The organism is Streptomyces sp. NPDC003011, assembly GCF_053591515.1.
This window is the reverse complement of sequence record NZ_JBSFTY010000152.1, coordinates 1-11438: the sequence shown is the minus strand read 5'-3', so window position 1 is coordinate 11438 and position 11438 is coordinate 1. Positions and strand designations below refer to the sequence as shown.

Sequence of the window (11438 nt, the reverse complement as noted above, 5' to 3'; positions counted from 1 at the left end):
CAGCGGCAGCGACTCCGAGGCCGTCACCAGCTCCCGCAGCGGATACCGGGCCAGCACCGCGTCCACCTCCGGCGTCAGCGCCGCCGCCAGCCGGGTCGCGACCGGCAGGGAGTCGTCGCGCAGGGTCTTCACGGCGGCCAGCACCGCCGCCTGTCCCGGCCCCTGCGGCACCCCGGCCGCCGCGTGCTCGTGGAGGTCGGCGCCCTCCTCCAGGACCAGCCCGGTGTCGATCCCCGCAGGAACCTTTATGCGGGCGATGCGACGCCAGGTGGCCAGCGGGTCGCTCCACGCCTCGACGCGGTAGGTCCAGTGGCCCTCGACGTCCGGGGTGACCTCGGCGCCCCAGCGGTCGGAGCCGGAAGCCAGTTCCCGCATCGGCGTCCAGGGACCGTGCCGGCCCTCGGGATCCGTCAGGACGACGTTGGCGGCGACCGCGTCATGGCCCTCGCGGAACACGGTCGCGGTGACCTCGAACGTCTCGCCGACGACGGCCTTCGCCGGACGGCGGCCGCCGTCCACGGCCGGCCTGACGTCCCGGACGGGAATACGGCCGATGGCCGGGATCGAACTCATGGGAAACACCTCCGCCGTGCTCGACTGGTCCGGACGTGTGGCCCGGCCGGGAAACGAAGCTGCGCCGGAAGGTGGCTACCTCCCCGCGGGGGACCGCCGGTCCGACGCCGGCGGGTCCCGTCTGGTCACCGCCCGCGGACCGGGCCGGCCGCGCTCTTCCTGGAGGTAGGCGCCCGGGGTGGTCCGCAGATAGCGTTCGGCGGCGTCCGCGGCCTCGCGCGCGCACCGTTTTCCCATCAGCACGCAGAGCGTGTGGCCCGAGTCCTCGAAGGTGGACCGGATCCGGCGGTCGGCGGGGGCGGCGAGCATCATGCGTTCCCACGCCCGGTACCGCCGCAGGTGCCGGGCCACGTCGGCTTTGGCCGGTAGCAGCATGGTGCCGTTCACCTTCCAGGACTCGATGGCGCGTCTTCCCGACCGTCGGGCGGCTGCCGCGCGGACACGCACGGATCCGTTACGGGCATCGAGGTCTTCACACATGGTGCACGCGTTATGACGCAGCGTCTTGTTGGGTCTTCAACCACCTCAGATGTGCGCTCGTGTTGCACGAATGGGCTAGGACACCCACTCTTGAGGTGACTCAGAAGCAATCAGTGCTCACGCTTCGTGTTCGGGACCCGAGTCCCGCAGGGGCGAGGAGAAGCGAGAGCTTCGCCGGTGAGGAGCCAACGACGATGAACACCGCAGTGCCTTGCTACTACCACCTCGACGTGGAGGTCGGCCCGGAACGGGTGGGACAGGTCAGGCGCATCCTGGCCGCTCATCTCCGGTACTGGGACCTGGAGACCCTGGTCGAGCCCGTCTGCCGCGGCACCGAGATGCTGCTGAAGGCCATCGACGAACACGCCACCGACAAGAACGCCTCCATCGAGATGTGGTGGAACGGCCAGCACCTCATCACCGCCGTCGGGGAGAACGACTGCGACCTGCGTCCGGACCAGGACCTGCGCGGCGCCCTGGAGCACATCGCGGCGATGAGCGACGGCTGGGGCTGCTGCGCCACCGACACCGGCAGCAAGGTCATCTGGTTCTCCCAGCGCGCCCGCGCCGGCGAACGCGTCCCGCTCGTGCCGACGGCACCCTCGCCCGACCTGCGCGAGGTGCTCCAGGTGCCCCGCGAGGTGCGCGTCGCGGCCCTGGCCGGACCCGAGAGCACGCCGGACGGCGTCCTGGAGGACGCCCGGTGACCGCGCGACCGCGCCGGAAAGGGGTGTCCGCGTGCAGCGGGCACCCCTACCCGTTGGGCGCCGCACACGACGGCGACGGCACCAACTTCGCGTTGTTCAGCGAGGTCGCCGAACGGGTCGAGCTCATCCTCGTCGACGACGACGGCACGCACACGCCCGTCCCGCTGACCGAGGCCGACGGCTTCGTGTGGCACGGCTACCTGCCCGGGATCGGACCGGGACAGCGTTACGGCTACCGGGTGCACGGCCCCTGGCAGCCGTCGCTGGGCCATCGGTGCAATCCCGCGAAGCTCCTCCTCGACCCGTACGCCACGGCGGTGGACGGCCAGGTGGACAACCACGCCTCCCTCTTCGAGCGCGCGCCGGACGGACCCTCCCGGTCCGACAGCGCCGGGCACACCATGCTCGGCGTGGTCACCGACCCCGCCTTCGACTGGGGCGGCGATCAGCCGCTCGGACGGCCGTACGCCGACAGCGTGATCTACGAGGCCCACGTCCGCGGACTCACCCGCACCCACCCCGACGTCCCGCCCGAACTGCGCGGCACCTACGCCGGTCTCGCGCATCCGGCGGTGATCGAGCACCTGACCTCGCTCGGGGTGACCGCCATCGAGCTGATGCCGGTCCACCAGTTCGTGCAGGACGGCGTGCTGACGGACCGCGGCCTGTCCAACTACTGGGGCTACAACACCATCGGCTTCTTCGCGCCGCACAACGCCTACGCCGCCGGCGGCACCCGCGGCCAGCAGGTCACCGAGTTCAAGGCGATGGTGAAGGCGCTGCACGCGGCCGGGCTCGAAGTGATCCTGGACGTCGTCTACAACCACACCGCCGAGGGCAACGAGAAGGGCCCCACCCTCTCCTTCCGCGGCATCGACAACGCCTCCTACTACCGCCTGGTGGACGGCGACTGGGGGCACTACTACGACACCACCGGCACCGGCAACAGCCTGCTGATGCGGCACCCGTACGTGCTCCAGCTGATCATGGACTCGCTGCGGTACTGGGTCACCGAGATGCACGTCGACGGCTTCCGCTTCGACCTCGCGGCCACACTCGCCCGGCAGTTCCACGAGGTGGACCGGCTGTCGGCGTTCTTCGACCTGATCCAGCAGGACCCGGTCATCAGCCGGGTCAAGCTCATCGCCGAACCGTGGGACGTGGGCGAGGGCGGCTACCAGGTGGGCAACTTCCCGCCGCTGTGGTCGGAGTGGAACGGCAAGTACCGCGACTGCGTACGGGACTTCTGGCGCGGCCAGCCGCACACGCTCGGCGAGTTCGCCTCCCGGCTGACCGGTTCGGCGGACCTCTACCAGCACAGCAGGCGCCGCCCCCGCGCCAGCGTCAACTTCGTGACCGCGCACGACGGTTTCACCCTGCACGATCTGGTCTCGTACAACGACAAGCACAACGAGGCCAACGGCGAGGGCAACCGGGACGGCGAGAGCGTCAACCGGTCCTGGAACTGCGGGGCCGAGGGCGAGAGCGACGACCCGGCCGTCCTGGACCTGCGCGCCCGCCAGCAGCGCAACTTCCTGGCCACGCTGCTGCTGTCCCAGGGCATCCCGATGCTCGGCCACGGCGACGAACTGGGCCGCACCCAGCGCGGCAACAACAACGCCTACTGCCAGGACAACGACGTCTCCTGGATCGACTGGCGGCTGACCGGCCGGCAGCGCGACCTCGCCGACTTCACCCGGTACGTCATCGGGCTGCGCGCCGCCCACCCCGTACTGCGCCGGCGCCGCTTCTTCCGCGGCGAGACCGTCACCCACGCGGGCCAGCCGCTGCCCGACCTGGTGTGGCTGCTGCCGGACGCGCGCGAGATGACCGACGAGGACTGGCAGTGCTCCGACGCCCACTCGGTCGGCGTCTTCCTCAACGGCGACGCCATCGCCGAACCCGACCCGTGCGGGCGGCCGGTCGTCGACGACTCGTTCCTGCTGCTGCTCAACGGCTACTGGGAACCGGTGGACTTCCGGCTGCCGGACGTCGCCTACGGCGAACGCTGGACGACCCTGATCGACACCGCCGAACCGCAGGGCGCCGACGAGTCCGAGCACAAGGCGGACACGGAGGTGACCGTCGAGGCACGCAGCCTGGTGCTGCTGTCGAGGCCCTCGCGCACCGCCCGGCGGGGCCGCGGCGGCGCGGGCGCGTAGCCGGGACGAGCACCCCGAAGGGCGCCGCGGGCCCGGTCAGCGCTCGCGGCGCGAGGTCACCGTGAACTGCGCGCCGTCCGGGTCGCGCAGCACGGCCTCGTCGCCGCCCTTCGACAGCACGCTGCCGCCGTGCACCTCGGCGGCCCGCGTACAGGCCGACACGTCCGCGACCGCGAAGTGGACCTGCCAGTGCGGCCGGACCGCCGGGTCGGGAGCCGACCCCAGGGCCCCGGAGGTGATCCGGGCCACGATGTTCCCGTGGCTGCGCAGCACGACCTCGCCGCCCTCGTAGTGGACCTCGCAGCAGCCGGGCCGCTCCGACGCCCAGTCGAGGACCTCGCCGTAGAAGATGGCGGCGTCGAAGGCGTCGCGGGTGTGGAGGCGGATGAACGCGGGCTGCGCCTCGCGCCAGCTCTCCCAGTCGGCGAAGAGTTCGCCCTCCCAGATGCCGAAGGTCGCGCCGTCCCGGTCGGCCAGCAGGGCCGCCCGCCCGGGCGGGAAGGACAGCGGGCCGACCGCCGCCGTACCGCCGCGCTCCTGCGCCCGTGCCGCGGCCTCGTCCGCGCTGGGCACGGCGAAGTACGGCGTCCAGGCGACCGCCATCTGCCACATGTTCGCGACCGCGGCGATCCCGGCGACGGGTGTTTCCTCCGCCAGCGCCATGCGGAAGCGGTCGCCGAGCTTCGCCGGCTGCCACCGCCAGCCCAGCACCGCGGAGTAGAACTTCTCGGTCGCCTCCACGTCACGGCTGGTCAGGCTGACCCAGCAGGGAGCGCCGAAGACGGAGTGCGTGGACATGATGTCCTTGGTGGCGCTGGGGGGACTCACGTCGTGGTTCATGACAGTCGTGTCCTGCTCTCGTCGGCCGGGGGACCACGGGGTCTCGTCCCAGTGTCCGGCCGGAACCGCCCGGGGCGCCTGCCGAGTACCCCGGTGGTGGTGGAGAAACGGTGCCCCGTCCGCCTCCGCCCGGTGGCGCGGGACCGGCAGGGTGAACAGGATGGAGGCGTGTCACGCGTATCGCACGAGCCCGCCGACGAGTCGGACCGCATCTTCGAGCTGCAGGCGGAAGTCGACCAGCTCAAGGAAGCCGTCGCCTCGCACGCCGTCGTGGACCAGGCCATCGGCATGGTCGTCGCGCTCGGCCGAGTCACCCCGGACCAGGGGTGGCAGGTCCTGAAGGACGTCTCCCAGCACACGAACATCAAGCTCCGCTATGTCGCGGAGCTGATCCTCATCTGGGGGCGCGCCGGAGACATGCCCCCGGAGATCCGCGCGGAGCTGGAGGACGCCCTCGACCGCTACGGCCCCACGCAGATCCCGGGAGCGCCGCCACCGTGACGGCGGCCGTGCGGTTCAGCCGGATTCGGCGAGTATCTCCTCACGCAGCCGGTCGAAGCAGCCGCTGAGCAGCCGGGAGACGTGCATCTGTGAGATGCCGAGCTGCTCCGCGATGCAGCTTTGCGTCATGCCGCGGAAGAAGCGCAGGTAGAGGATGGTGCGCTCGCGCTCCGGCAGTGCTTCCAGGCAGGGCCGGACGGCCACGCGGTCGACGACGATGTCGAAGGCCGGATCCGGGGCGCCGAGCGCGTCCCCGAGGGCGTACCCGTCGGTGCCGGGCATCTCGGCCTCCAGGGACAGCGCGGAGAAGCACTCCAGCGCCTCCATGCCGGTGCGGGCCTCGCTCTCGGTCATGCGCGCGTACGCGGCGATCTCCGCCACCGTCGGCGCCCGCCCGGAGGTGGTCTGCGCCAGCTCCTTGCCGGCCTGCCGGACCCGGTTGCGCAGGTCCTGGACGCGGCGCGGTACGTGCAGCGTCCACATGTGGTCGCGGAAGTGCCGCTTGATCTCGCCGGTGATGGTCGGCACGGCGTAGGCCTCGAAGGCGCAGCCCCGTGCCGGGTCGTAGTGGTCGACGGCCTTGACCAGCCCGAGGGCGGCCACCTGGTAGAGGTCTTCGAGGTTCTCGCCGCGCCCCCGGAACCGGACGGCGATCCGCTCGGCCATGGGCAGCCAGAGCTCGACCAGTTCGTCGCGCAGCGTCTTGCGCTGCGGGCCCTCGGGCAGCGCCACGAGCCGTTCGAAGGCCGCGGCGGTGTCGGGGGCGTCGTCGTGCGGGTGGGTCTTCGTTCTGCCAGTGCCAGGCATACCGCGCGCCTCCCTCAGCAGGTGCTGGATGGACAGACACCGGGGGCGCGGGCACGGACCTTGCGGAGAACACCCGGGGCCCGGCGGGCCGGCTCCCACGGACGTGCCTCCTGTCCGAAGCACATAGGCGCATATTCCCGACTTGCCCAGCATCGAAACCGTTCCGTGGACACGGTGACTGCCTGCGACCGTGTGCTCCGAACGAGTGAGAACGCTCCTGACTCTCCCGTTGAGGTCGGTTACCTCTGCTAAAGAGCTCACGTCGAGACCGTGAGACGGGAGCCCTGGGATGGACGGACCCGGCCTGACCGCGGCGTGGGGTGAGATGTTCGGGCTGCTCGGCCCGAAGGGCGCCGGAAAGACTCCGGCCGTCCGCCGTCTCACCGCCCTCCTGCCGGGACCGGCCGGAAAGTGATGTGCGGCACGCGCCAGAACCGGGCCGTCCGCCCGGTCGGCGGATTCTTCCTGCGCACGGCTTGATCACTGATCAACGGGACGAATTCGCTGGCCACAGCGCATTCCGCTCATTTGACAGTGCGCTGAGCACACAGATAGGAAGCAGCTCTGCGAGGTCGAGAGGTGGACTGTGTACGAGCCGAACGTGGTCGGGGACTGGCAGGAGTACGACGAGCATGCCGGTCTGCGGGTCCGCGTCCACCGTCTGGAAGCGGCCGAGCCGCCGCGCGGACGGGACGACGCCGCCGAAGGGCTCACGTACTTCCGGCTCCGCGTCACCGTCGAGAACCGCGGCAGCCGGCACTTCGGCATCCATCTGGAGGACGGTCAGATCGACGTGCGGATCGGTCCCGACGGGGAGAGCGCGTTCATCGACTGGCGCAACTCGCAGTTCATCGAGGGCTTCGACGTCTACCCGCTGCGCCGGGCGACCGCCGTGCTGTACGCGGCCGGACCCGAGGCGTCCCTGAACCAGGTGGACGTGCAGATCCAGCTGCGCGTCGACGAGGAGTGGGCCGACCGCCGGCTGTGGGCGGGCGGCATCGGACTGCAGGAAGGGGCGGTCGGCACCGGAGCGGTGCGGGACGGCCTCGCCTGCCAGGTGAGCAACTTCCTCCGGAACCAGGCCGAAGAGGGCACCGCCTGACGCGGACCGCCGCCGCTCAGTGCGGGATGCCGTCGATGATCTCGCGGGCGCCCTGCCGCAGCAGAGCCACGGCGACCGATGTGCCGAGCGTCGCCGGGTCCAGGCGGCCCGCCCACTCGTGGGCGTTCAGGCGGGTCTTGCCGTCCGGGGTGAACACACAGGCCCGCAGGGACAGTTCGCCCCCGCGGTCCACGCGCGCGTACCCGGCGATCGGGCTGTTGCAGTGCCCCTGGAGGACGTGCAGGAACATCCGCTCCGCGGTGGCCTCCCGATGGGTGTCCCGGTCGCCGAGCGCGCCGACCGTGTCGATGAGCCCGGTGTCGCCCTCGCGGCACTGGAGCGCGAGAACGCCCGCGCCGATCGGCGGCATCATCGTCTCGGGGGAGAGGATCTCGCTGATCACGTCCCGCCGGCCGATGCGTTCCAGGCCGGCCACCGCGAGCAGCAGCGCGTCCGCCTCACCGGCGGCGAGCTTCTCCAGCCGCCGGTTGGCGTTGCCGCGGAACGGCACGCACTCCAGGTGCGGGTGGGTGGCGGCCAGTTGGGCGGCCCGGCGCACCGAGGAGGTGCCGATCCGGGTGCCGGCCGGGAGTTCGTCCAGGGTGAGGCCGTCCGGGTGGACGAGGGCGTCGCGGATGTCGTCCCGCTTCAGGAACGCGGCGAACGTCGTGCCCGCGGGCAGCGGCCGGTCGGCGGGCACGTCCTTGACGCAGTGCACCGCGAGATCGGCCTCGCCGGCCAGCAGGGCGGCGTCGACCTCCTTGGTGAACGCCCCCTTGCCCTCCACCTGGGACAGATCGCCCATCCACTTGTCGCCGGTGGTCTTCACCGGTACGACCGTGGTGCGCATCCCGGGATACAGGGCGGCCAACTCGGCGCGGACGCGCTCCACTTGGGCGAGGGCCATCGGTGAGTCGCGGGAGACGACGCGGACCAGTTCGGGCACGGACATGCGCACACGATAGTCGCTTCGGGCAGTGCGTCCGTGCGGTTCGGGCGCCTCAGGACAGGGGCGCACTGAGTTCCATGGAGCGCAGCGCGGCGGCGAGCGCCTGCTCGTCGCCGACGTCCAGGGCCGTGTCGGTGAACTTGATGACGTGCTCGTCGCCGTGGGCGAGGGCACGCTCCAGGACCTCTTCGGCCGTCAGCCGTGCGGGCGGTGTGTACGCGACCGGTCGCGCGGGCGCGTACATCGAGGTGACCGCCGCCGACGCCGTCCAGGCGGCCCGCAGACTCGGCGCCCACAGCTGCCGGGGCAGTGCGTTCAGGGTCCGCAGCACGGCGTTGGGGGCCGTCGCGGCGTGCACCAGCATGGTCTCCTCGCCGTGGCCGTGGGTGGCGTAGCGATGGGTGGCGGCGCGTACGAGTTCGGTGAGCCGTGCCCTGGCCGTGTCCGGGTCGGTGACGTCGTCCGCCCACACCGGCAGGCGGCGTACGGCGGCGAGCCGGGCCGGGAAACCGCCCTCGGCCGCCTCGATCGCGGGCGTGGCGTCCAGGGAGCGCGCGGCGGAGGGCGCGCCGGGCAGCGGGGCGATCCCGGACACGGGGTGGTGCCGGGCCGCCCAGTAGCCCAGGCCGTGCGCGAGTTCGGTGAGCCGGGGCGCGTTCTGCCCGGCTTCGAGGGCGCGCACGGCGTGGCCGACCCGGATGACCGGGTGGGTGGAGCCGCCGTACATGCCCGGCAGCAGGCGCGGCCACCACCGGGCGAGGACGTCCCGCCAGGGGTGTACGGCGAGCGCGCGGGAGAAGTAGCCGGTCCAGTCGGCGGCCCGGCGCGGATCGCCCAGTGCCTCGGGCCAGTTGCCTTCGGTGACGGCGGCGACCGGGGCGGGGAAGTCCTCCAGCCTGTCCCGGTAGCGGTCGAGCCAGCGGTGCACGGCGCCGGCGTGTCCGTGCGCGGCGAGCGCCTCGACGACCATGGGCGCGTGGTTGCTGAGCCGGCCCAGCCGCTCCGGCCCTGAGGCGTGCAGGCGTTCCAGGGCTTCTTCGAGGCGGCCGTCGGTGCCGCCCGTGCCGCCCGTGCCGTCCGTGTCGGTCATGTCCATGTGCGGACGCTATGCCGCGCACCGGCGGGCCGGGATCGGGCACGGGGCGCAGACCCCTGGTTCCTGGGTCCTACGTCTCGCGCCCGATCCCGTCGCCGGGTCAGGCGTTGGGGTCGAAGGTGATCCCGGACGGCTTCGCCGACGCGAGGTTGGTCGTGAAGCTGCCGTCCTTCAGTCCGAAGTTGGCACTGCCGAAGTTGTACGCGCTCAACTTGTCACGCAGGCCCGCCGGGTAGCCGTTCCAGCCGACCAGCGGCGGGTACTGCCAGGTGCCCTTGTGGTTCTCCGGCGGCTCGTCGCCCGAGCCCGCCGGCCGGAAGCAGTGCGTGCTGACGCCGTCCTTGTGGTAGACGACCTTGGCGTGCGTGCCGGCGAAGCGGATTCCGGACGCCGCGGTCACCGTGAACGAGCCGTGGTTGGACGTCGAGACGTACTGGGCCTGGTTGTTCTGCACCCAGACCACGACGTGCTCCCAGTCGTTCCGGTGCCCGCCGAGGCTGCTGCCCGCGACGGCCTGGTCCTTCTCGAAGTACAGGCTGTACATGTAGGCGCACCAGCCGTTGTTGCACTTGGAGCGCGAGTAGCTGTTGGTGTTGTCGAGGTCCGAGGCGTCGTGGCAGTCGCCGTTGAGGGCACCGGTCGGGTTGAGACCGCTGTTGACGGTGCCGTCCGGCCCGATGGCGGGCGTGGGGTAGCACCCGTCCGTGTCGTAGTCGAAGGCCGGCTGGAAGGTTTTCTCGGCGGCTTCGGCGTTGGCGGGCAACGCCTGCGGCGGGGCGGCGAAGGCGGCGGTGGGGAAGGCGACGACGAGGGCGGCGGCGCCGGCCAGGCCGGTGAGCCATCTCCTGCGGTGTGCCTTGAACGACGGTGACGACACTGCGTCCTCCTCTTGGTTCCGGGCGCAGCCGAACGGCTGTGGGGGGGCAAGGGAGATCAGCTTCCCGGCTTTTCATGTCCGCGCCAAGAGGTCGCGAGTGTCTCTCTGGTGAAGGCAGCCCCAACACTGCGGACGTGACGAAAAGTCAGGTCATGCCAGGTCAGGTCAGGTCGTTCGGGAGGTCGGCCGCCGACTCCTCGGGTGCGAGGTCCGGCCGCAGCCGCAGCCAGGACGGCTGGCGCAGCATCCCGGCCCGGGTGCGGGTGCTGTAGCGGACCTCGCCGACCAGCCGGGGCAGCACCCAGTGCGCGTCCGCGACCGGCGGAACGGGGTCGAAGGGGCACACGTCCGTCGCGGCGGCCCGCAGCAGCGCGGCGAGCTGCTCCCGCTCGGTCCCGCTCCAGCCGGTGCCCACGCCGCCGACGTAGCGCAGGCGCCCCGCGGCGCGCTGGCCGACCAGCACGGCACCGGGCAGGCCCGTCAGCCGCCCTTTGCCGGGCAGCCAGCCGCCGACGACGACGTCCTCGCTGCGCATGTTCCGGATCTTGATCCAGGCCCGGGAGCGCGCCCCGGGTTCGTACGCGGAGTCCAGCCGCTTGCAGACCAGGCCCTCCAGCCCGTGTTCACGGGTGGCCCGCAGGGCCTGCTCGCCGTGACCGACCAGAGCGGAGGGGGTCGACCAGTAGGGGCCGGTCAGGCCCAGTGCCTCCAGACGGGTGCGCCGCCGGGTGTAGGGCAGGGCGAGGAGGGAGCGCCCGTCCAGGTGCAGCACGTCGAACAGGACGAGGTGGACGGGGAGCTCGGCGGCCCTGCGTGCCGCCCTGCCGGGCGCCTGCACCAGGCCCATGCGGGACTGCAGCAGCTGGAAGTCGGCACGCCCCTCCTCGTCCAGCGCCAGCACCTCCCCGTCCAGCACGGCGGGGGTGGCGCCGAGCGCGCGGCCGAGCGGCAGCAGCTCGGGGTAGGCGACGGTGACGACCTCTCCGGAGCGGGCGCGCAGGACCACGCTGCCGTCCCCGGCGAGATAGACCACCACCCGCTGGCCGTCCTGCTTGGTCTCGTACGCCCAGTGCGCGTCCTGCGCGGCGGGCGGCAGGGTGCCGGGCGTGGCGAGCATGGGCGGGATCAGCGGGAGGCTCACGGGTCAGTTGTCGACGCGCGCGCCCGCCGCCACGCGCGTCACCCGCCGGGTTCGCCTGAACGGCGCCGTCCTCGGCGGCGCGGCGGGGGCGGTGTGCCGTTGCGGGCGGCCGATGGGGAAGAAGAGCTCGGGGTCTTCTTCGCGGCAAACGGCGTTGTGACGCCAGTCCATGGCTGCTACCTCTCCTTGGTATTACATGCAGG

The 11438-nt window shown here is 71.9% G+C and carries 13 protein-coding genes and 1 pseudogene; 5 read left to right on the top strand and 9 right to left on the bottom strand.

What is annotated here, in order from left to right; all coding sequences use genetic code 11:
- The coding region (locus ACWD0J_RS40215) for a maltotransferase domain-containing protein (protein ID WP_451500818.1) at positions 1-573 on the bottom strand (573 nt) is incomplete at its 3' end.
- Positions 574-648: 75 nt separating this feature from the next.
- A complete protein-coding gene (locus tag ACWD0J_RS40210; protein ID WP_451500817.1) occupies positions 649-948 on the bottom strand; it encodes a DUF5133 domain-containing protein in 300 nt (99 codons plus the stop codon).
- 299 nt (positions 949-1247) lie between these two features.
- On the opposite strand from ACWD0J_RS40210, the gene ACWD0J_RS40205 reads away from it, so the two are divergent.
- Both ACWD0J_RS40205 and glgX read left to right on the top strand, forming a co-directional pair.
- Positions 1248-1760 carry a pep a2 gene (locus ACWD0J_RS40205; protein ID WP_451500816.1) on the top strand — a complete coding sequence of 171 codons (513 nt, stop codon included), beginning with the start codon at positions 1248-1250 and terminating at the stop codon, positions 1758-1760.
- Positions 1757-3922 (top strand): glycogen debranching protein GlgX, encoded by a 2166-nt coding sequence (glgX, locus tag ACWD0J_RS40200; RefSeq protein ID WP_451500815.1) that lies wholly within the window; start codon positions 1757-1759, stop codon positions 3920-3922. Before ACWD0J_RS40205 ends, glgX begins: the two co-directional genes overlap by 4 nt.
- Before the next feature lie 36 nt (positions 3923-3958).
- Here the strand turns inward: glgX and ACWD0J_RS40195 are convergent, their stop codons facing one another.
- On the bottom strand, positions 3959-4762 hold the full coding sequence (locus ACWD0J_RS40195; RefSeq protein WP_451500814.1) for a VOC family protein: 804 nt from the start codon (positions 4760-4762) through the stop codon (positions 3959-3961).
- A 168-nt stretch (positions 4763-4930) separates the two neighbouring features.
- Between ACWD0J_RS40195 and ACWD0J_RS40190 the strand changes: the two genes are divergently transcribed.
- Positions 4931-5263 (top strand): ANTAR domain-containing protein, encoded by a 333-nt coding sequence (locus ACWD0J_RS40190; protein ID WP_451500813.1) that lies wholly within the window; start codon positions 4931-4933, stop codon positions 5261-5263.
- Between the two features lie 15 nt (positions 5264-5278).
- Here ACWD0J_RS40190 and ACWD0J_RS40185 read toward each other — a convergent pair whose 3' ends face one another.
- Entirely contained in the window at positions 5279-6070 is a 792-nt protein-coding gene (locus ACWD0J_RS40185) for an RNA polymerase sigma factor SigF (RefSeq protein WP_451500812.1), read from the bottom strand.
- A gap of 289 nt (positions 6071-6359) precedes the next feature.
- Between ACWD0J_RS40185 and ACWD0J_RS40180 the strand changes: the two genes are divergently transcribed.
- Both ACWD0J_RS40180 and ACWD0J_RS40175 read left to right on the top strand, forming a co-directional pair.
- Positions 6360-6485, top strand: coding sequence for a hypothetical protein (locus ACWD0J_RS40180; protein WP_451500811.1), 126 nt, complete (start codon positions 6360-6362; stop codon positions 6483-6485).
- A gap of 171 nt (positions 6486-6656) precedes the next feature.
- Positions 6657-7172 (top strand): hypothetical protein, encoded by a 516-nt coding sequence (locus ACWD0J_RS40175; protein WP_451500810.1) that lies wholly within the window; start codon positions 6657-6659, stop codon positions 7170-7172.
- Positions 7173-7188: 16 nt separating this feature from the next.
- On the opposite strand, the gene hemC is transcribed toward ACWD0J_RS40175, so the two are convergent.
- The 5 genes and pseudogenes from hemC to ACWD0J_RS40150 all read right to left on the bottom strand — a co-directional run.
- The gene (hemC, locus tag ACWD0J_RS40170) at positions 7189-8130 is read right to left on the bottom strand and encodes a hydroxymethylbilane synthase (protein ID WP_451500809.1); all 942 of its coding nucleotides are present in this window, start codon (positions 8128-8130) and stop codon (positions 7189-7191) included.
- Positions 8131-8173: 43 nt separating this feature from the next.
- Positions 8174-9217, bottom strand: coding sequence for a questin oxidase family protein (locus ACWD0J_RS40165; protein WP_451500808.1), 1044 nt, complete (start codon positions 9215-9217; stop codon positions 8174-8176).
- Between the two features lie 100 nt (positions 9218-9317).
- Complete coding sequence (locus tag ACWD0J_RS40160) at positions 9318-10094, bottom strand: NPP1 family protein (protein ID WP_451500807.1); 777 nt, start codon at positions 10092-10094, stop codon at positions 9318-9320.
- 160 nt (positions 10095-10254) lie between these two features.
- Positions 10255-11235 (bottom strand): ATP-dependent DNA ligase, encoded by a 981-nt coding sequence (locus tag ACWD0J_RS40155; protein ID WP_451500806.1) that lies wholly within the window; start codon positions 11233-11235, stop codon positions 10255-10257.
- An 81-nt stretch (positions 11236-11316) separates the two neighbouring features.
- Positions 11317-11406, bottom strand: a pseudogene (locus tag ACWD0J_RS40150) (WhiB family transcriptional regulator); the annotation flags it as partial.
- Positions 11407-11438: the final 32 nt, after the last annotated feature.